The sequence below is a fragment of the Corynebacterium sp. genome, from assembly GCF_022712275.1.
Lineage (GTDB): Bacteria > Actinomycetota > Actinomycetes > Mycobacteriales > Mycobacteriaceae > Corynebacterium.
The window spans coordinates 1-18,724 of record NZ_JALAGU010000004.1 but is presented as its reverse complement, the minus strand read 5'-3'; the positions used below and the strand labels follow the sequence as shown (position 1 = coordinate 18,724).

18 protein-coding genes, 2 tRNA genes and 2 pseudogenes are annotated in these 18,724 nt (G+C 67.3%); 11 read left to right on the top strand and 11 right to left on the bottom strand.

Annotated elements, in window-relative coordinates; genetic code table 11:
• Positions 1-18: 18 nt before the first annotated feature.
• The 7 genes from Q0A27_RS00560 to Q0A27_RS00530 all read right to left on the bottom strand — a co-directional run bounded on the left by Q0A27_RS00560 (position 19) and on the right by Q0A27_RS00530 (position 4,716).
• Positions 19-663, bottom strand: a complete 645-nt coding sequence (locus Q0A27_RS00560; protein WP_291473147.1) for a 50S ribosomal protein L25/general stress protein Ctc — start codon at positions 661-663, stop codon at positions 19-21.
• A gap of 219 nt (positions 664-882) precedes the next feature.
• Positions 883-1,848 (bottom strand): ribose-phosphate diphosphokinase, encoded by a 966-nt coding sequence (locus tag Q0A27_RS00555; protein ID WP_291473146.1) that lies wholly within the window; start codon positions 1,846-1,848, stop codon positions 883-885.
• A gap of 102 nt (positions 1,849-1,950) precedes the next feature.
• Positions 1,951-3,420 (bottom strand): bifunctional UDP-N-acetylglucosamine diphosphorylase/glucosamine-1-phosphate N-acetyltransferase GlmU, encoded by a 1,470-nt coding sequence (glmU, locus tag Q0A27_RS00550; protein ID WP_291473145.1) that lies wholly within the window; start codon positions 3,418-3,420, stop codon positions 1,951-1,953.
• Between the two features lie 118 nt (positions 3,421-3,538).
• A complete protein-coding gene (locus Q0A27_RS00545; RefSeq protein WP_291473144.1) occupies positions 3,539-3,685 on the bottom strand; it encodes a hypothetical protein in 147 nt (48 codons plus the stop codon).
• Positions 3,686-3,949: 264 nt separating this feature from the next.
• Positions 3,950-4,306, bottom strand: coding sequence for a hypothetical protein (locus tag Q0A27_RS00540; RefSeq protein WP_291473143.1), 357 nt, complete (start codon positions 4,304-4,306; stop codon positions 3,950-3,952).
• Entirely contained in the window at positions 4,299-4,547 is a 249-nt protein-coding gene (locus Q0A27_RS00535; RefSeq protein WP_291473142.1) for a hypothetical protein, read from the bottom strand. The genes Q0A27_RS00540 and Q0A27_RS00535 overlap by 8 nt, the downstream gene beginning before the upstream one ends.
• A 98-nt stretch (positions 4,548-4,645) precedes the next feature.
• Positions 4,646-4,716: transfer RNA gene (locus Q0A27_RS00530), tRNA-Gln, on the bottom strand.
• Positions 4,717-4,798: 82 nt separating this feature from the next.
• Between Q0A27_RS00530 and mfd the strand changes: the two genes are divergently transcribed.
• Together mfd and Q0A27_RS00520 are read left to right on the top strand one after the other, a co-directional pair.
• On the top strand, positions 4,799-8,485 hold the full coding sequence (mfd, locus tag Q0A27_RS00525) for a transcription-repair coupling factor (protein ID WP_291473141.1): 3,687 nt from the start codon (positions 4,799-4,801) through the stop codon (positions 8,483-8,485).
• A 10-nt stretch (positions 8,486-8,495) separates the two neighbouring features.
• Positions 8,496-9,602, top strand: a complete 1,107-nt coding sequence (locus Q0A27_RS00520) for a MazG nucleotide pyrophosphohydrolase domain-containing protein (protein WP_291473140.1) — start codon at positions 8,496-8,498, stop codon at positions 9,600-9,602.
• Here Q0A27_RS00520 and Q0A27_RS00515 read toward each other — a convergent pair.
• From Q0A27_RS00515 to Q0A27_RS00505, 3 genes are read right to left on the bottom strand one after another with little or no spacing between them, the layout of a single operon-like run.
• A complete protein-coding gene (locus Q0A27_RS00515; protein ID WP_291473139.1) occupies positions 9,505-10,395 on the bottom strand; it encodes a metal ABC transporter permease in 891 nt (296 codons plus the stop codon). The two genes, Q0A27_RS00520 and Q0A27_RS00515, sit on opposite strands and share 98 nt — an antisense overlap.
• A gap of 1 nt (position 10,396) precedes the next feature.
• Positions 10,397-11,095 carry a metal ABC transporter ATP-binding protein gene (locus Q0A27_RS00510; protein WP_291473138.1) on the bottom strand — a complete coding sequence of 233 codons (699 nt, stop codon included), beginning with the start codon at positions 11,093-11,095 and terminating at the stop codon, positions 10,397-10,399.
• Entirely contained in the window at positions 11,092-11,988 is an 897-nt protein-coding gene (locus Q0A27_RS00505; protein ID WP_291473137.1) for a zinc ABC transporter substrate-binding protein, read from the bottom strand. Before Q0A27_RS00505 ends, Q0A27_RS00510 begins: the two co-directional genes overlap by 4 nt.
• Before the next feature lie 112 nt (positions 11,989-12,100).
• On the opposite strand from Q0A27_RS00505, the gene Q0A27_RS00500 reads away from it, so the two are divergent.
• The 9 genes and pseudogenes from Q0A27_RS00500 (at position 12,101) to Q0A27_RS00460 (ending at position 18,475) form a co-directional block, all read left to right on the top strand.
• Positions 12,101-12,799: a metal-dependent transcriptional regulator gene (locus Q0A27_RS00500; protein ID WP_291473136.1), complete on the top strand. Its 699-nt coding sequence runs from the start codon at positions 12,101-12,103 to the stop codon at positions 12,797-12,799.
• Entirely contained in the window at positions 12,796-13,455 is a 660-nt protein-coding gene (locus tag Q0A27_RS00495; RefSeq protein WP_291473135.1) for a lytic transglycosylase domain-containing protein, read from the top strand. Before Q0A27_RS00500 ends, Q0A27_RS00495 begins: the two co-directional genes overlap by 4 nt.
• A gap of 75 nt (positions 13,456-13,530) precedes the next feature.
• Positions 13,531-14,817, top strand: coding sequence for a phosphopyruvate hydratase (eno, locus tag Q0A27_RS00490; RefSeq protein ID WP_291473134.1), 1,287 nt, complete (start codon positions 13,531-13,533; stop codon positions 14,815-14,817).
• A 10-nt stretch (positions 14,818-14,827) separates the two neighbouring features.
• Positions 14,828-15,409, top strand: coding sequence for a septum formation initiator family protein (locus Q0A27_RS00485; protein ID WP_291473133.1), 582 nt, complete (start codon positions 14,828-14,830; stop codon positions 15,407-15,409).
• Positions 15,410-15,455: 46 nt separating this feature from the next.
• Positions 15,456-16,013 carry a DUF501 domain-containing protein gene (locus Q0A27_RS00480; RefSeq protein WP_291473132.1) on the top strand — a complete coding sequence of 186 codons (558 nt, stop codon included), beginning with the start codon at positions 15,456-15,458 and terminating at the stop codon, positions 16,011-16,013.
• Positions 16,010-16,957: a Ppx/GppA phosphatase family protein gene (locus Q0A27_RS00475; protein ID WP_291473131.1), complete on the top strand. Its 948-nt coding sequence runs from the start codon at positions 16,010-16,012 to the stop codon at positions 16,955-16,957. Before Q0A27_RS00480 ends, Q0A27_RS00475 begins: the two co-directional genes overlap by 4 nt.
• 23 nt (positions 16,958-16,980) lie before the next feature.
• Entirely contained in the window at positions 16,981-17,970 is a 990-nt protein-coding gene (locus Q0A27_RS00470) for a putative zinc-binding metallopeptidase (protein ID WP_291473130.1), read from the top strand.
• Positions 17,971-18,035: 65 nt separating this feature from the next.
• Positions 18,036-18,109, top strand: a tRNA-Leu gene (locus Q0A27_RS00465).
• 1 nt (position 18,110) lies between these two features.
• Positions 18,111-18,475 (top strand): annotated as a pseudogene (locus tag Q0A27_RS00460) (NAD(+)--rifampin ADP-ribosyltransferase).
• On the opposite strand, the pseudogene Q0A27_RS00455 reads toward Q0A27_RS00460, so the two are convergent.
• Positions 18,472-18,724 (bottom strand): annotated as a pseudogene (locus tag Q0A27_RS00455) (hypothetical protein); the annotation flags it as partial. The pseudogenes Q0A27_RS00460 and Q0A27_RS00455 overlap by 4 nt on opposite strands.

Here is an 18,724-nt window from a genome sequence, read left to right as displayed (position 1 = left end):
GGGGAGGGGGGAGTGTGACTACTCCGCGTCCCCGGCGGGGGCCTCCTCGGCGGCGTCGGCGGCCGGAGCCTCGGCACCGGTCTCCTCGGCGGCGGCGTCAGCCTCAGCCTCGTTGTCCTCCGGGGCGGTGAAGTTGACGACGAGGGTCTCGGCGTCGGAGGTGAGGGTGACACCGGCCGGGAGGGTGACGTCGCCGGCCAGGATCTGGTCGCCGATCTCCTTGCCGTCGAGGGAGACGGTGAGCTCCTCCGGGATGGAGAGCACGTTGGCCTCGACGGTGACGGTGTCGGCGTCCTGGATGTACTCGACACCCGGGGCCGGCTCGCCCTCGACGACGACGGGGACGTCGACCTCGACGGTCTCGTCGCGCTTCACGGCGAGCAGGTCGGCGTGGTCGATGTCGAAGGTCAGGACGTTCTGGTCGACGGACTTGATGAGGGCGAGGTACTTCTCGCCGTCGACGTCGACGTCGACCAGGGCGTTGACACCGTGGTTACGCAGGATGCTCTGGAACTCGAGCAGGTCGAAGCTGACGTGGACCGGCTCCTGGTGGTTGGCGTAGACGACGGCAGGGACGCGCCATGCGCGACGCAGACGGCGGGCGGCGCCCTTGCCGAACTCGGTGCGCGGCTGGGCGGTGATGTCGATGATCTTGGTGGCCATGGGGCTCTCCTTTTCTGTTTCTGGTCAGGACCTCTGACCGGGACAACGACGTTCGGACTCAGCTGCGGTCAGGAACGGCTCCGTGAAATGACAGAAGCCGCGACCTGGGCCGCGGCGTTTTCGTCCCGCGTGCTGTCCTGAAGGAGAAGCAGTGGGAACGGATTCGCGCCGATAACGGCCGGTGATTTCACCGGCCCTCGCCGAGACGCGATGAGTCTATCACTCGAACAGCGTGGTGACCGAACCGTTCTCGAAGATCTCGTGGATCGTCTTCGCGACCAGCGGCGCGATCGGCAGGACGGTGAGGTTGTCCCAGCCCTCCGTGTTCTGCGGGAGGGTGTCGGTGGTGATGACCTCACGCACACCGCAGGCGTTGAGACGTTCACGGGCCGGGTCGGAGAAGACACCGTGGGTGGTGGCGATGATGACGTCGGAGGCACCTGCCTTGCGCAGCACCTCGACGGCACCGGCGATGGTTCCGCCGGTGTCGATCATGTCGTCGATGAGGATGCAGGTGCGGCCCTCGACGTCACCGATGACGCGGTTGGCGGTGACCTTGTTGGCGACGTCGATGTCACGGGTCTTGTGCACGAAGGCGAGCGGGGCACCGTCGAGGATGTTGGACCACTTCTCGGCGGTCTTCACACGGCCGGCGTCGGGGGAGACGATGGCGATGTTGTCGGCGCCGTATTTCCCGCGGATGTAGTCCGTGAGAATCGGCATCGCGTGCATGTGGTCGACCGGGCCGTCGAAGAAGCCCTGTATCTGGTCGGTGTGGAGATCCACGGCGACGATCCGGTCCGCACCGGCGGTCTTCATCAGGTCGGCGATGAGGCGGGCGGAGATGGGCTCGCGGCCGCGGTGCTTCTTGTCCTGGCGGGCATAGGGGTAGAACGGCAGGATCGCGGTGATGCGCTTGGCGGAGCCGCGCTTCAGGGCGTCGATCATGATGAGCTGTTCCATGATCGCCTTGTTCAGGGGCTGCGGGTAGGACTGCAGCACGAAAGCGTCCGACCCACGGACGGACTCCTCGAACCGGACGAAGATCTCTCCGTTGGCGAAATCGCGGGCAGTGGTCGGGGTAAGGGCGATCCCCAGCTCACGGGCCACAGCTTCACCCAGTTCAGGGTGGGCGCGACCGGAGAACAGCATCAGGTTCTTCTGGTTGTCGATCCAGTGGGACACGGCTTCTTCAGACCTTTCGGTGGGGTGGTCACGCCTGTGCACGCAGGCGGTATGACACAGATCATGTTAGGGCGCGGCCGGGCGGGGGCCCAACCGACCCCCTTACTCGGTGCTTTCGGTGCTTTCCCGGGCGTTCTTCGCGGCCTCTGCGGCCGGCGTTCCGGGGCGCTTACGCTCCACCCAGCCTTCGATGTTGCGCTGGTGGCCACCGGAGACCACGAGGGCCCCGGCCGGCACGTCGTCCTTGATCACGGTACCGGCACCGGAGTACACACCGTCGCCCACGGTCACCGGCGCGATGAACATCGTGTCTGAGCCGGTGCGCACGTGGGATCCGACCGTGGTGTGGTGCTTGGTGACGCCGTCGTAGTTGACGAAGACGGAGGACGCGCCGATGTTGGAGTACTCGCCGACGGTGGCGTCCCCGATGTAGCTCAGGTGCGGCACCTTCGACCCCTTGCCGATGGTGGCATTCTTCGACTCGACGAAGCCGCCGAGCTTGCCCTCCTCACCGAGGACGGTGCCCGGGCGCAGGTAGGTGAACGGCCCGACGTCCGCCCGCTCGCCGATGACCGCCTCGACGGCGTGGGCACGGACCACGGACGCACCCTCACCGACGGTGACGTCGACGAGGGTGGAGTCCGGCCCGACGGTGACATCGTCGGCCAGCGTGGTGCGGCCCTTGAGCTGGACACCGGGCAGGATCGTCACATCCTGGCCGATCTGCACCTGCACGTCGATCCAGGTGGTTGTGGGGTCCACCACGGTCGCTCCACCGCGCATCGCGGCCTCGACGGTGCGCCGGTTGAGCTCGGCACCCGCGGCGGCGAGCTGCACCCGGTCGTTGACACCGGCGAGCTCGCGGGCGTCATCGGCGATGTGGGCGCGGACCGGACGACCGGCGTCCCGCGCGATGCCGAGCACATCGGTGATGTACAGCTCGCCCTGCATGTTGTCGGTGTTCAGCCGGGTCAGGGCATCCCGCAGGACGCCGGCGTCGAAGGCGAAGACACCGGAGTTGACCTCGTCGACCTCACGCTCGGCTTCGGTGGCGTCCTTCTGCTCGGCGATGTGGGTGACCTCACCCTGTTCGTTGCGGATGATCCGCCCGTAACCGAAGGGGTCGGGCAGCCGCATGGTCAGCACGGTGACGGCGGTGGGCACCTCGGTGTGTGCGGCGAGCAGTTCGGTGAGCGTGTCGCCGGTGAGCAGCGGGACGTCGGCGTTGGTGACGATGACGGTGCCCTCGAAGTCCTCGAGCTGCGTCATACCGGCGGCGACGGCGTCCCCGGTGCCGTTCTGCTCCTCCTGTACGGCGATGGCGAGCTCGGCGTCCAGTTCCTCACCGATCGCCTCTGCGGCGGGGCCGACCTGGTCCCGTCCGTGGCCGACGACGGCGACGATCCGGGACGGACGGAGGGCGTCCGCGGCATGGAGACTGTGGGAGAGCAACGTGCGACCGCCGATGGCGTGCAGCGTCTTCTGGGTCTTCGACTTCATGCGGGTGCCGGCGCCGGCGGCGAGTACGACGACGGCGACCGACGATGTGTCGGTCTGATGGTCAACAGTCACAGTGGTTGTGTCCTTAGCGTGTCACTGGTCACAGGGAATCCTCGTCAGTCTAACGCCGGAGATGCCGGGAGTAGGGGGAGAGGTGGTGGGCAGGGCGAGTCGCGCGGTCCCCGGGCACCTACTCCGTGGGGTTCAGGACGAAGACGACGTTCTCGGTGCCCCGGTCCGTGCTGACGCTGTCGGAGAACCGGCCGCGACCGTCTTCGTCGACGTAGAGCGGAAGGTATCCGTCTTCTTTGAGTGCCTCCTCGTCTCCGGTCTTCATTGAGACCGCGATCCGACCCGCGCTTTCTCCTGGACACTACGTACCGGTCCCGCACATTGTGCCGTCGTCAAGGACCAGAGAGGGAGGGAGTCGCAGGTGAGGACATCGTCAGTGGAGTCGTACATGGTGTTCCCGGACACGACCTTGCTGTTGTCGAGGGAAGTGACGGCCTGATCAGGTCTGAGAGAACCGCAACTCTCATCCGGTTCATGCACCAGCTTCCCGTCCGGGATGTGGACGACGTAGGCCCTGGTGGGGGTCCCGTCAGGCTCTGTGCGAGACAGGACGCCCCCTCATCGTGAAGAAGGCGAAGTCGCCGGCAATCCCGACGTCGTCGAGAAGATCAGTATCCCCGACTCCGACGAGGGCGCGTGCCCGCCAGTTCTCATTGCCGGAGTCCTGCTCGTGAAAGATCCCTGTCAAACTGATCCTCGTGCCGTTGTTGCCCAACTCGGTGGAGCAGCGGTTCACGGTTGTCCCCTGGGTGTCGTACCCGACAAGATCCCCCTCCTTCCCGGCGTCTTCACCGCCGAGGAGCACAACGCTGCCGGTGAGTGGATCGGTCAGGGACGGGCTCGATCCGCCGACATCGGTCGCGCCATCCAACGGCCCGTCAAACACCGGCGTTCCCTCTGCGTCCCACACCGGGAGGAAGACCCTTGCGCCAGAGCGCAACGTAGTCGGTGTTGTCTCTGGTGAACTCCTCGAGCCGGTAGTCCTTCTGCTCGACCGAGGTGTCTTTCAGAGGCGTGGCCTGCAGGATTTTCACTGGCTCGCCGTCAGCCGAGCGCTTCACGGAATTGAGTTCGGCGTGGCGTTGTTCCGGCGGCCCCCGGAGTCGGATGGTCTTCCCGGTGAACATTCTTGGCTCCTCATGATCATTGTGTGGGCCGTTTCACAGTGAATAACAAGGGGGTGAGAGAGGAGGTGTTTTCGGGGAGCGTTCCCCGACGCTGATTGCTCCCCCACCAGGACTCGAACCTGGAATGCCGGTACCAAAAACCGGAGTGTTGCCATTACACCATGGGGGAAAGAGGCCCTGAGGTCTCCGCGACACTGTACCGCACCCACCGCACGCCTTCCGCGTCCGCGCCACCACTACGATGGACCACCATGAGCACGAGCCCCAGCCCCGCCCTGTCCGGCGTCCTCCGCACCCTCGCCGGCGATCCGAAACTCCGGGGTCTGGTCACCCACGTCGGTGATTCCCGCCTGCACATCCAGGGACCGGAGGCCTCCTGGCCCTTCGCCCTCGGCACCCTCGCCCAGCACGCGCCGGTGCTGGTCATCACCGCCACGGGACGCCAGGCCGAGGACCTCACCGCTGAACTCACCGCCATGCTCGGCGATGTCGTCGCGCAGTTCCCCGCCTGGGAGACGCTGCCCCATGAGCGTCTCTCGCCGGGCATCGGCACCGTCGCCGAGCGGATGCGCGTCCTGCACCGGCTGGCGCACGGCGAACTCAAGGTCGTTGTCGCCCCGACCCGCGCCGCCGTCCAACCGGTGATGGCGGGCCTCGGGGACATCACCCCGGTCCGTCTGGCGGAGGGGGAGGAGCTGGACTTCTCCGAGGTACAGGAACGCCTCGTCGAGTTGGGGTACACCCACGCCGACGTGGTTGGACGCCGCGGAGAGTTCGCCACCCGCGGCGGCATCCTCGACATCTTCCCGGGTACCGGTGAGATGCCGGTACGTGTCGACTTCTGGGGCGACGAGGTCAGCGAGGTCCGGGTCTTCTCCGTCGGCGACCAGCGCACCGTACCCGGTGTCGACCCCGGTGAGGTTCTCGTCCACCCGGTGCGTGAGCTGCTCATCACCGACCACATCGCCGAGCGCGCCGGCGTCCTCGCCCGCGAGAACGCCGGCAACCCGGAGTTGGCGGACGCCCTCGACAAGATCAGCCAGCACATGCCGGTGCAGGGCATGGAGTCCCTCATCCCGGTGCTCTTCGACGGCACGATGCAGACGCTCCCCGAACTCATGCCGGAGGGCACCCACACCGTCGAACTCACCCCGGGCGCGGTCGCCCGTCGGGCCGAGGACCTCATCGCCACCGGCAAGGAGTTCCTCGCCGCCGGCTGGGAGGTCGCCGCGATGGGTGCGGCCGCGCCGGTCGACGTCGGTGCGATCGACCCGGAGTCCGCCGACCGTGCCGGATACCGCAGCGTCCGTAGCCTGGAGAAGACGCAGGACGCCCTGGGGCGGCCGTGGTGGACCGTGTCGCCGACCGGCCTCGCCGACTGGGAGACCGAGGACGCGGAGGAGGATGCCGAGCCGCTGCTGCTCGACTTCGCCCCGGCACCCGCCCCGCACGGCGACGTCGACGCTATCGGACAGATGATGGCCGCCGTCCGCGAACGTGTCGAGGCCGACGGCCGGGTCGCCTACGCCGCGCCCAACGCCACTGTCGTGGCCCGGATGCTCCGCCGGTTCCGTGAGGCGGGGATCGCCGCCGAGGCGGTCGGCGTGGACCTCGACGGGATCACCGGTCAGGGTCGGATGCGCCGTTCGAAACGCTCCACCGCCGACACCCCCGGCGCCGGTACTGTGAGCATCTACGCCGCCGTCGCCCACGGCGGTGTCGATACCCGCGACCTGCTGTTCATCACCGAGTCGGATGTCACCGGCAACCGGGTGGACGCTCGTGCCACCGGTAAACGCAAGGCCGCGAAGAAGCGCAACCGGGTCGATCCGCTGGCCCTGGAGCCCGGCGATCTCGTCGTCCACGACCAGCACGGCATCGGCCGCTTCGTGAAGATGACCGAGCGCACCATCGGCAAGGGCGCCGACGCGTCCCGCCGCGAGTACCTGGTGCTGGAGTACGCGCCGAGCAAGCGCGGTGGCCCCGGCGACCAGCTCTACGTGCCGATGGACCAGCTCGACATGCTTTCCCGCTATGTCGGCGGCGAGAAGCCCGCCCTGTCGAAGATGGGCGGCTCGGACTGGAAGACGGCGAAGAAGAAGGCGCGCGGTGCCGTGCGCGAGATCGCCGCGGAACTGGTGCAGCTCTACGCCGCCCGGCAGGCCGCACCGGGGTTCGCCTTCGATCCGGACAACCAGTGGACCCGGCAGATGGAGGAGGCCTTCCCCTTCACCGAGACCGAGGACCAGTACAACGCCATCGAGGCGGTCAAGGCCGACATGGAGAAGCCGGTGCCGATGGACCGCGTCATCGTCGGTGACGTCGGCTACGGCAAGACCGAGGTCGCGGTGCGTGCCGCCTTCAAGGCGGTGCAGTCCGGCAAGCAGGTCGCGATCCTCGTGCCGACCACCCTGCTGGCCCAGCAGCACTACCGGACCTTCGTCGACCGGATGCAGGACTTCCCGACGGTGATCCGCGAACTGTCCCGCTTCACCACGGGCAGGGAGTCGAAGGAGACCCTCGCCGGCATGGCCGACGGCACAGTCGACATCGTCGTCGGCACCCACCGGCTGCTGGCGACCGGCGTGCAGTGGAAGAATCTCGGTCTGGTCATCGTCGACGAGGAGCAGCGTTTCGGCGTGGAGCACAAGGAGCACATCACCTCGCTGCGCACCCACGTCGACGTGCTCACCATGTCCGCCACCCCGATCCCGCGCACCCTGGAGATGTCGATGACCGGCATCCGGGAGATGTCGACGATCCTCACCCCGCCGGAGGACCGGCACCCCGTGCTGACCTACGTCGGAGCACAGGACGACCGGCACGTCGCCGCGGCGATCCGGCGTGAGCTGCTGCGCGACGGTCAGGTCTTCTACGTCCACAACCGGGTGAAATCCATCGAGGACGCCGCGGCGCACATCCGCGAGCTTGTCCCGGAGGCGCGTGTCGTCGTCGCCCACGGGCAGATGAGCGAGGAGCAGTTGGAGACCACGGTCCAGGGGTTCTGGGACCGGGAGTTCGACGTGCTGGTGTGCACAACCATCGTCGAGACCGGACTGGACATCGCCAACGCCAACACGCTCATCGTGGAGAACTCGAACCATATGGGACTGTCCCAGCTCCACCAGCTGCGTGGCCGGGTGGGGCGCTCCCGCGAGCGCGCCTACGCCTACTTCTTCTACCCCAAGGGGGAGATGCTCACCGAGACCTCCTACGACCGGCTGCGCACCATCGCCGAGAACAACGACCTCGGCGCCGGTATGGCCGTGGCGATGAAAGACCTGGAGATGCGTGGTGCGGGCAATGTGCTCGGCGCCGAGCAGTCCGGTCACATCGCCGGGGTCGGATTCGACCTCTACGTCCGGCTCGTCGGTGAGGCGGTGGAGGCCTACCGGGCGATGGCCGACGGCGAGGTCGTCGACGGTTCCGACAAGGAGAAGAAGGAGATCCGGATCGACCTGCCGGTCGACGCCCACATCCCGGTGACCTACATCGCCAGTGAACGCCTGCGTCTGGAGGCATACCGCAAGTTCGCCGAGGCCGCCGACGACGACACCCTGGCCGGTGTCCTCGAGGAGCTCGTCGACCGCTACGGTGACTTCCCGGAGGAGGTTGAGCGGCTCACGGTGGTCTCCCGACTGCGGATGCTCTGCCGCGACCTGGACATCACCGAGGTGATCCAGACCGGCACGAAGATCAGTTTCTCCGCAGTCAATCTCCCGGACTCCGGTCAGGTGCGTCTCAAGCGACTCTTCCCGGCGGCGGTGTACCGTGCGACGCCGAAGACGGTGCTCATTCCCGCGCCGAAGGAGGGCTCCGGAATGCGGGCCGTTCTGCTCCGTGACGACGACCTGCTGCAGTGGTGCGCGAACGCCCTGACGGACCTCGCCGGGGTTCCGCGACGCAACCTGCGTGAGGGAGAGCCCGTCACCCGCTAGACTTACGTGCATGTCAGTCGTACTCCTGGATCCACGGTTCCCCGCGATGCTCCCGGTCGATGCCGTCCCGTTGCTCGGTGGCGACGTCTCGTACACCGAGGAGGTGCCGGTACGGATCCGTTGGGTGATCGCCGATCTGGGTGGTCACACCGTCGAGGAGGCCGAGGTCCTGGTCACCACCGACCCGGAGAACGAGCAGGTCCTGGCGCGGTTGAACCGTCGCGAGGACCTGGTGCGCTCGCCCAGTCTGCTGGTCGCGATGGAACCGGACCGCGAGCTGGAGGCGCCTGAACCCGCTGTCGACGGGCCGCCTGAGATCGACGTCTCCGGTGGGGGATACGTTGACGGCGAGATCGTCGGTACCGACGAGCACACGGTCGCCGTGGCCGGGATGCGACGCACCACCCGTACCGAGGTGCCGGGGTCGGTCATCGACGAACTGGAGGACGCGGTCGCCCTCATGGCCCGCGCAGTGCGTCAGGGGGAGTGGGAACAGGAACAGACCCACGCCAGCCTGCTGGCCTACCTGAGGGAGGAGACCGAGGAACTCGCCGAGGTCATCGCTGCCGGGGATGCCGCCGGGAGCTACGACGAACAGGAGCTGTGCAAGGAGCTCTCCGACCTGCTGCTGCAGGTTCTCTTCCACGCCGAGATCGCGAACCGGCGGGGATTCTTCGACATCGGCCACGTAGCCGGCGCCTTCGTGGCGAAGATGCGTAACCGTGCCCCCTACCTCTTCGAGGAGGCGGAGCGTCCGGTGTCCCGCGAGGAGCAGGACCGGCTGTGGGCAGAGGGGCGGGTCCGTGAAGGCAAGGAACCCTACAAGCGGGAGGAGCCGGAGGCCGAGGAGTTCCCCGCGGTCACCGGACTGCAGGCTGCGGCGTCCCCCCTTGCTGCGGCGGAGGAGGTCATCGCCGTCGCCCGTGCCGCCGGTCTGCCGGACACCGAGATCCCCACCGACATCCGTTACCCGATGGTCGGGCTGGAGTCCGACCAGCCCGGGGACGCCGAGAACCGGCTCATGACCGCGGTGTCGACGTTCCGGCGTCAGCTGGAGCAGCGTCAGGCGGGGTGGGGTGCTGAGACCGCCGATGACGCTGCAGCAGGGGAGCAGTGACCAGCCCCTCGCGAGGGGCGAAGAGGTAGGCCAGGACGAAAAGTCCCGCCTGGAAGAGCACGATCGTTCCGCCGGCGGAGACGTCGTAGCGGTAGCTCAGGGTGATACCGGCGACGGAACTGACCCAGGCCGCCAGGGGGGCGATGACCAGCATCCGGTTGATCCGGCGGGTCAGCAGGTAGGCGGTCGCACCGGGGGTGATGAGCATGGCGACGACGAGGATGACGCCCACCGCCTGCATCGCGGCGACGACCACCAGGGCGAGGCACACCATCACCGCGCCTCGGATGAGTCCGGTCGGGACACCGACGGCGCGCGCGTGGGCAGGGTCGAAGGCCCAGACGGTGATGTTGCGGCGCAGGACGAGCATGACGACCAGGGCGACCGCACCGAAGAGGAGGACCTGGACCAGGGCGTCGCGGGAGATCCCGAGCAGGTTGCCGAAGAGGATCTCCTGGAGGTTCGTCCCCGCCGGGGTGACCGAGACGAGCACGAGCCCGAGGGCGAACAGTGCGGTGAAGACCACGCCGATGGCGGTGTCCCCCTTGAGTGTGGTCCGTTCCCCGACGGTGCCGACGAGAGTGACGGCGATGAGTGCGGCGATCAGGGCGCCGATGGCGAAGGGCCATCCGACGATATAGGAGATGACCACACCGGGCAGGACCGCGTGGGAGACCGCGTCCCCCATGAGGGACCAGCCGATGAGCACCAGCCAGCAGGACAGCAGTCCTGCGGTGACCGCGGTGACGGTGGAGACGAGCAGTGCACGTTGGATGAATTCGTAGGTCAGCATCTCAGGCCACCATCCCGAACGTGGTCAGCAGGTTGTCGGTGGTCATGACCTCCGAGGGGACACCGTGGGCGATGACGCGGCTGTGCAGCATGGTCACCGTGTCACACAGGGCCTCCACTGACCCCAGGTCGTGGGTCGAGATGAGGATGCACACCCCGGACGCCGCCATCTCGTGCAGCAGCCCGGTGATCATCGCCTGACTGGTGGTGTCCACACCCGCGAACGGTTCGTCGAGCAGCACGGTCCGGGCCTGCTGCGCCAGGCCTCGGGCGACGAAGGTCCGCTTCTTCTGCCCGCCGGACAGCTGACCGATCTGGCGGTCGGCCAGGTCGGTGAGGTCGGTGCGCGCCATCGCGTCCGCCACGGCGTCCCGGTCGGTGGCACGCGGTCGGCGCAGGAATCCCATGTGCCCGTAGCGTCCGGTCATGACGACCTCGCCGACGGTCAGCGGGAAGGTCCAGTCCACCGCCTCGGCCTGTGGCACGTAGGAGACCAGGTGTCCGGCCCGGTCGGCGACCTCGACGGTGCCACGGGTCGGGGTGATCTCACCCATGAGGGTGTTGAACAACGTGGATTTGCCGGAGCCGTTCGTTCCGATCAATCCGTTGACCTGGCCGTGCTCCAGTCGCAGGTCCACGCCGTCGAGGGCGTGGACCTGGCCGTAGTGCACCGAAAGATCGCTGACCTCGATCGCACTCACTCCGCATCATCCCCGGTGAGGCCCCTGATGATGGTGTCGGTGTCGTAGCGGATGAGGTCCAGGTAGGTGGGGGCGTCCCCGCCCTCCTCGGTGAGGGAGTCGACGTAGAGGGTGCCGCCGTCGCGGGCACCGGTCGCCCGGACCAGCTGCTCCTTCGGGCCGGATTCGACGGTGGACTCGCAGAACACGGCCGGCACCTCGTTGTCCGTGACGAAGGACGCCGCCCGGCGGATCTGCGAGGGGGTGATCTCCTCACCGGAGTTCACCGGCCAGATGTAGCTCTCGGACATGCCGGCCTCGCGGGTGAGGTAGCTGAACGCCCCCTCGCAGGTCTGCAGTGCGCGCTGGTTCTCCGGTAGTGCCTCGAGACCCTCCTGCATGGTCGTCTCCACCTCCGCGAGCTGTGCCTTGTAGTTCTCGGCGTTGTCGCGGAAGGTGTCGGCGTCCGCCGGGGCGTAGTCGATGAAGGCGTCGGCGATGGAGTCGACGTAGTCGGCGGCGAGCGTGGGGCTCATCCACGCGTGCGGGTTCGGCTCGTCGGTGCCTTCGACCGGGATCGGGGTGATGCCGTCGGTGACGGTGACGCGGGTGGCGTCCGAGTCTGCCATCAGTTTGTCGAGCCACTTCTCGAGGTTGAGGCCGTTCGCGAGGATGACGTCGGCGTCCGCGGCGGCGCGGATGTCCCCCGGGGTGGGGTCGTAGCCGTGGATCTCCGCGCCGGGTCGGGTGAGGGATTCCACGGTGAGGGCATCTCCGGCGACCTCGGAGGCGATGTCGGCGAGGATCGTGAAGGTCGCGAGCACCTGCGGTGAGTTTCCGTCGTCGGCTGAACAGGCGGTGAGGCCGGCGGCGGTGACGGCAGCGGCCGTCAGCAGTGCAGTCGTCCGGGGCATATATTTACATCTCCTGAATCTTGGAAGTTCGTCATGTTGAACTCAAACTGTACAGGATGCTGAAACCCGGTTCGCGGAGGAGGGCAGGGTGCCCTCGGGTAAACTCCCCGCCATGCATGTCTCCGAACTCCCCGACAGGTCGCAGGACTACCTGAAGAAGATCTACGACCTCCAGGAATGGGGACGCGCCGGGTCCGGGGAGGCCGGCGGGGCCTCACTGTCGACCCTGGCGGCCGAACTCGACCAGCGCCGGTCCACCGCCTCCGAGGCCGTGAAGCGGCTCGTCGCCGAGGGACTCGTCCTGCACGCCCCCTACGGGGACATCACCCTGTCGGAGAAAGGACGCCTGCTCGCCCTCCAGATGGTCCGCCGGCACCGGCTGCTCGAGACCTACCTGCAGCGGGAACTCGGCTACGGCCGTGACGAGGTCCACGACGAGGCCGAGGTCCTGGAGCACGCCGTCTCCGACCTCTTCATCTCCCGGATCGACGCGGCGATGGGGCACCCCGACCGTGACCCCCACGGAGACCCGATCCCCGACCCGGACGGCCGTGTCACCGAGTCCGTCACCGTCCCCCTGTCGGACGCCGGGGTCGGCGACCGGCTGCTCGTCGACCGGGTCAGCGACCGCGACGGTGCGCTGCTCCGCTACCTGGAGGACCACGGCATCCTCCCCGGTGCGGTCATCGAGGTCGGCGAACGGCCTTACCCGGACATGGCGTCCCTGTCGGTCGTCGGGGATGACGGTGTAACCGAGGTCCAGCTGTCCGCGGCGTCCCTGGATGCCGTCCTCTGCCTGGCGGCCGAGTGAGACGCCCTGCAGGGTGCGCCGGCGTCGTCGCCGCGCTGGTACTGGTCATCGTGGTGGTCGGTGCCCTGGTCGTCGGTACCCGTGACTCAGCTCCGGACCGGTTCCAGGTCCCGGAGGATGTCCCGCCGGCCGCCGCAGCTGCGGTGGAGGATGTCACCGAGACATCGTCCGCCCTGCGGATCCCGGAGGACTTCCTCACCGCCTACCTCGACGCCACGGAGACCGTCACCGCGGAACTGCCGGACTGTGGTCTGCGCTGGAACACCCTGGCCGGGCTCGGCTACGCGGAGAGTCACCATGGAACCTACGGTGTCGAGGACGGGAAGATCATCGGCCCGAGGCTCGACGGCACCGGTGGTTTCATGGAGATCCCCGACACCGACGGCGGCCGGCTCGACGGTGACACCGAGTACGACCGGGCGCTCGGGCCGCTGCAGTTCCTGCCGGAATCCTGGCGCATGTACGGCGAGGGCGACCCCCAGAACATCGCGGACGCCGCCGTCGCTGCAGGTCGGCTGATGTGCGCGGGCGACCGTGACCTCTCCACCGCCGAGGACTGGACCCGTGCGGTCTTCGCCTACAACCACTCCGACCGGTACCTCGCCGACGTGCGGGACGCCGCCGCGAACTACGCGCTCGGGCAGTCCGCGAACTGACCGTCGGGCCACTGTGGAACAATGGTGGGCGACCACGTTCCTGCTCCTTCACCCAGCCGAGGAGGCTGACCACCCATGGCAGAAATCATGCAGATCAACGCCCGCGAAATCCTTGACTCCCGCGGCAACCCGACCGTCGAGGTCGAGGTGTTCCTCGAGGACGGCAGCATCGGACGGGCGGACGTCCCGTCCGGCGCCTCCACCGGCGTGCACGAGGCCCACGAGCTGCGTGACGGCGGTGACCGCTACCTGGGCAAGGGTGTCCAGCAGGCCGTCGACTTCGTCAACGGTGAGATCGACGAGGCCCTCGCCGGCTACGAGGCCGACGACCAGCGCCTGATCGACACCAAGCTCATCGAGCTCGACGGCACCGACAACAAGTCCCGCCTCGGCGCGAACGCCATCCTCGGCGTCTCGCTCGCCGTCGCCAAGGCCGCGGCCGAGTCTGCCAACCTGCACCTGTTCCGCTACGTCGGCGGCCCGAACGGCCACGTCCTCCCGGTCCCGATGATGAACATCCTCAACGGTGGCGCCCACGCCGACTCCGGCGTCGACGTCCAGGAGTTCATGATCGCCCCGATCGGTGCGGAGACCTTCTCCGAGGCACTACGCACCGGCGCCGAGGTCTACCACTCCCTGAAGAAGGTCATCAAGGACAAGGGGCTGTCCACCGGCCTGGGTGACGAGGGTGGCTTCGCCCCCTCCGTCGGTTCCACCCGTGAGGCCCTCGACCTCATCGACGAGGCCGTCACCGCCGCCGGCTACACCCTGGGTAAGGATGTCGCCCTGGCCCTCGACGTCGCCGCGTCCGAGTTCTACGACAACGACAAGAACGTCTACAACTTCGAGGGCGGCCAGCACTCCGCCGCCGAGATGGCGCAGGTCTACAAGGAACTCGTCGAGGAGTACGCCCTGGTTTCCATCGAGGACCCGCTGAACGAGGACGACTGGGAGGGTTGGGCCACCCTGACCGCCGAGATCGGCGACAAGGTGCAGCTCGTCGGTGACGACCTCTTCGTCACCAACCCGGCCCGCCTGCAGGAGGGCATCGACAAGAACGTCGCCAACGCCCTGCTGGTCAAGGTGAACCAGATCGGTACCCTCACCGAGACCCTCGACGCCGTCGCGCTGGCCCACAACAACGGTTACCGCTCGATGATGTCCCACCGTTCCGGTGAGACCGAGGACACCACCATCGCCGATCTCGCTGTCGCCCTGAACTGCGGCCAGATCAAGACCGGTGCCCCGGCCCGCTCCGAGCGTGTCGCGAAGTACAACCAGCTGCTGCGTATCGAGAGCTACCTGGAGGGCGCCGCCACCTACGCCGGTGCGTCGGCTTTCCCGCGCTTCACCGCGAAGTAGAATCCGCCGTATGACGGAGTCACCGGAACACCTCCCCGCGCCGCGGTCCACCGAGGCGCGGTCCCGCCGTGCCCGCGCGGCGAAGGATGCACCACGACAGCTGGCACGTTCGTTCGTGCAGCTGAAATCCTCGGTGAATCCGGGTGTTCTGCTGATCGCCGTGCTCGTCCTGGCCGCGGTGGTCATCTCGGTGTCCCAGCCGCTGCGCAACTACTTCGAGCAGCGGGCGGACATCGCCGAGGTCACCGCCAAGATCGAACGCCAGGAGGCGGAGAAACAGGCGCTGACCGAGGAGATCGAGAAGTACGGCAGCGAGGCCTACCTCAAGGAGCAGGCCCGTACCCGCCTCGGTCTGGTCGAACCAGGGGAGACCGCCTGGCGACTGCTCGACCCGGGCATCGACTCCGGCGCCGACTACGTGCCCGGTGAGGTGACGGAGTCCGACGAGCCCGAGACCCCCTGGTACAGCCAGCTGTGGGGATCGGTCACCACCCCGCCGGACGCCGAGGACGAGGCGGATGAGGACGCCCCGCCGCCGGAGGGCGAGTCTCCGAACCTGCCGGTCGCCCCGGATCCTGCGCCTGAACAGTAACTGCACCGAGCCAACCGCACTGAGTCACAGAGAGAAGAAACACCCGATGAGCGTGTCCGACGAGGACTTCGAGATCATGTCCCACCAGCTGGGACGGAAGATCCGGGGGGCCGTCGAGGTCTCCTACCGCACCCCGGACGGTCAGCCGGCCGTGGTGAAGACCGCCCCGAAGCTCCCCGACGGCACCCCGTTCCCCACGCTCTACTACCTCACCGACCCGCGGCTTACCGCGGAGGCCTCCCGTCTCGAGGTCGCCGGTGTGATGCGCACGATGCAGGCACGTCTCAGGGAGGACGCCACCCTGGCGGCGGACTACCTGGCCGCCCACGAGCACTACCTGGCCGAGCGCAACGCCATCGAATCACTGGGTACGGATTTCTCCGGCGGCGGCATGCCTGACCGGGTGAAGTGCCTCCACGTGCTCATCGCCTACGCCCTGGCCGAGGGGCCGGACCGGGTGCGACTCGGGACGGAAGCCGTGGCACTGGCCGCGGCGAACAATCCGAAACTCTCCGGTACCGCGATCCCGGCGGACTGGCCGACCCCGGAGGACCTCGGGACCTCTGTGGAGGCCGCCTTCGACGAGTCGGAGGAGCTCAAGTGAGCGTCTTCGCCGCGATCGACTGCGGGACGAACTCCATCCGCCTGCTCGTCTCCCGGGTTGAGGCGGACGGTTCCCTGACCGAGCTGAACCGGGACAACATCATCGTGCGTCTCGGCCAGGACGTCGACGCCACCGGACGCTTCGCCGACGAGGCTCTGGCCCGGGTGGACGCCGCCCTGGAGATCTACGCCGACCGCATGGTGTCGCTCGGTGCGGTGGACGTGGTGATGGGCGCGACCTCCGCGACACGTGACGCCTCCAACCGCGAGGAGTTCTTCGCGATGACGCGGCGTCACCTGGGGCGGGTCCGTTCCGGGGCGCAGGCCGAGGTCATCCCTGGTGAGCGGGAGGCGGAGCTCTCCTTCGCCGGTGCAGTCATCGACCTGCCCCCGCAGGACGGTCATACGCTGGTCTTCGACCTCGGCGGTGGTTCCACCGAGTTCGTGGTGGATGCCGGTCGCGGCGGCGCGTACTCGACCCGGATGGGCTGTGTGCGACTGACGGAGCGTTTCCTGCATTCGGACCCGCCCGTGGCGTCCGAAACTGAGGCGGCGGCGGAGTATGTCGCCGGGCAGCTCGACGAGGCTGCCGGGCATGTCGATCTCGGAACGGTGACCCGGGTCGTCGGTGTGGCCGGCACGATGACCACGTTGGCGGCGGTACACCTCGGACTGGACGCCTATGACCCGTCACAGACGCATATGGCGTCCCTACCGTTGGACGGGTTCCGGGAGACCGCCCGCCGGGTGCTGGGCGAGTCGGTGGAGACCCGCCGCGCGTACCCGGTGATGCACCCGGGACGTGCCGATGTCATCGGTGGTGGCTGCCTGGTGTTCGACGCCGTGGCGTCCCGTTTCCTGGATCAGGGACTGGAGACGATCACGGTGAGCGAGAAAGACATCCTCGACGGGCTGCTGGCGGAGGTTGTCGCCCGGCACGCGTGAATCCGCTGTGCCAAACTCAGCTGATGAAAGCGTGCAGCTGCCGGAACTGCGGCAATGACCTGTTTTTCGAGAACTCCGTGTGCGTCGGGTGCGGGTCTGAGCTCGGCTACTCCCGCAGTGAGCAGAACATCGTCCCGCTCGACGGCGAGGGTGTCTATGTCGACAGTGGGGGCGTCTCCTGGCACGTGTGCCGCAACCTCGACCTGTCAGGGTGCACCTGGCTGGTGCAGACGGCCGGCGACCAGTGCGAGGCCTGTGACTTCACCCGCACACGTCCGAATGACGAGGACGCCGTGGGACTCAGTAATTTCCTGATGTCGGAACGGGCGAAGCGTCATCTGTTCGCGGAGCTGGACGCCCTGGGCTTTACTCTGGTCAACCGGGCCGATGATCCGGTGAACGGTCTGTGTTTCGACCTGCTGTCGTCGGTGGACGAGAATGTGGTCACGGGGCATGCGAACGGTGTGGTCACCATCGATCTGGGTGAGGCCGACGGCGTGCACCGCGAGTACGTGAAGAGTCAGCTCGACGAGGTCTACCGGATGATGTCGGGGCATTTCCGCCACGAGGTCGGACACTATATCGAGTGGCAGTTCGTCGAGAACGGTCCTGCGGAGGTGCTTTCCCGGGCCAGGGAACTGTTCGGCGACGACCGGGTCGATTACCAGGAGACGATCAACAGGCACTATTCAGAGGGGCCGCCGGAGAACTGGGAGGAGTCCCACATCTCGGCGTACGCGACGATGCACCCGTACGAGGACTTCGCGGAAACCTGGGCACACTACCTGCACATCTCTGACACTGTGGAGACAGTGGTCCGGTACGGGTTGATTTCCCCGCTGGCGGTGGAGGGACGGTCGTTCCGTGAGCTGGTGACCTCGGTATGGGTGCCACTGTCCACCGCACTGAACATGGTGAACCGCTCGATGGGCAGTGACGACCTGTACCCGTTCGTTATCCCGTCGCCGGTGCTCGACAAGTTGGACTTCGTGGCGTCGTTGAATCCTGCGTAGGGGGCTGTCGAGAGAGCGGGGTCGTGGGGGAAAGGGGTGCCCCCACCGGGTAGGTTGTGGTGTGCGCCCCTTTAGCCCAATTGGCAGAGGCAGCGGACTTAAAATCCGCTCAGTGTCGGTTCGAATCCGACAAGGGGCACATGTCTCTTGAAGAGGGTCCGTTCTTCCACGGCACAGCTGCCGCCCTGGTTGTCGGGGACCTTCTGTCGCCGGGGTTCCGGTCGAACTACCGCCCTGAGGTCGTGATGAATCACGTGTATTTCACGGCTCTGGTGGACGGCGCGGGGGAGCGCCGCATGTCTACGAGGTGGAGCCGGTGGGGAACTTCGTCGATGATCCGAATGTCACGGACAAGAAGTTCCCGGGGAACCCGACCCGTTCCTACCGCAGCGAGGCACCGATCCGGGTGGTGCGGGTGATCACCGAATGGACCCGTCTGGCTCCGGATGCACTGGGGCAGTGGCGGGTGAGGCTGGAGACCCCGTGCGGGGAGATCATCAACTAGAAGGGGATGGGTTCCTCAACGACCATTGCGGAGGCTCCGACGGTCTGGAAGGTGAGGCGGGTGATGTAGTTCCAGTGGTCGCGGGTCTTCTGGTGTTCTTTCCTGGTTCTGGTTTTGTGGGCGAGGCGTCGGTCGAAGGTGAGGTTGGCGTGGGCCAGTGGTCCGGTGGGGACGGTGGTGACGGTGTGGTTGTCGTCGATGCTGGAGACGATGGTGGTGCCGTCGGTCAGGCGGGTGTAGTCGGTCAGT

What these genes read in the sequence shown, in the direction of transcription:
- Q0A27_RS00560 (WP_291473147.1), bottom strand. Translation starts at nt 663, where the DNA reads ATGGCCACCAAGATCATCGACATCACCGCCCAGCCGCGCACCGAGTTC.
- Q0A27_RS00545 (WP_291473144.1), bottom strand. Translation starts at nt 3,685, where the DNA reads ATGAAGACCGGAGACGAGGAGGCACTCAAAGAAGACGGATACCTTCCG.
- Q0A27_RS00535 (WP_291473142.1), bottom strand. Translation starts at nt 4,547, where the DNA reads ATGTTCACCGGGAAGACCATCCGACTCCGGGGGCCGCCGGAACAACGC.
- mfd (WP_291473141.1), top strand. Translation starts at nt 4,799, where the DNA reads ATGAGCACGAGCCCCAGCCCCGCCCTGTCCGGCGTCCTCCGCACCCTC.
- Q0A27_RS00520 (WP_291473140.1), top strand. Translation starts at nt 8,496, where the DNA reads ATGTCAGTCGTACTCCTGGATCCACGGTTCCCCGCGATGCTCCCGGTC.
- Q0A27_RS00515 (WP_291473139.1), bottom strand. Translation starts at nt 10,395, where the DNA reads ATGCTGACCTACGAATTCATCCAACGTGCACTGCTCGTCTCCACCGTC.
- Q0A27_RS00505 (WP_291473137.1), bottom strand. Translation starts at nt 11,988, where the DNA reads ATGCCCCGGACGACTGCACTGCTGACGGCCGCTGCCGTCACCGCCGCC.
- Q0A27_RS00500 (WP_291473136.1), top strand. Translation starts at nt 12,101, where the DNA reads ATGCATGTCTCCGAACTCCCCGACAGGTCGCAGGACTACCTGAAGAAG.
- eno (WP_291473134.1), top strand. Translation starts at nt 13,531, where the DNA reads ATGGCAGAAATCATGCAGATCAACGCCCGCGAAATCCTTGACTCCCGC.
- Q0A27_RS00485 (WP_291473133.1), top strand. Translation starts at nt 14,828, where the DNA reads ATGACGGAGTCACCGGAACACCTCCCCGCGCCGCGGTCCACCGAGGCG.
- Q0A27_RS00480 (WP_291473132.1), top strand. Translation starts at nt 15,456, where the DNA reads ATGAGCGTGTCCGACGAGGACTTCGAGATCATGTCCCACCAGCTGGGA.
- Q0A27_RS00470 (WP_291473130.1), top strand. Translation starts at nt 16,981, where the DNA reads ATGAAAGCGTGCAGCTGCCGGAACTGCGGCAATGACCTGTTTTTCGAG.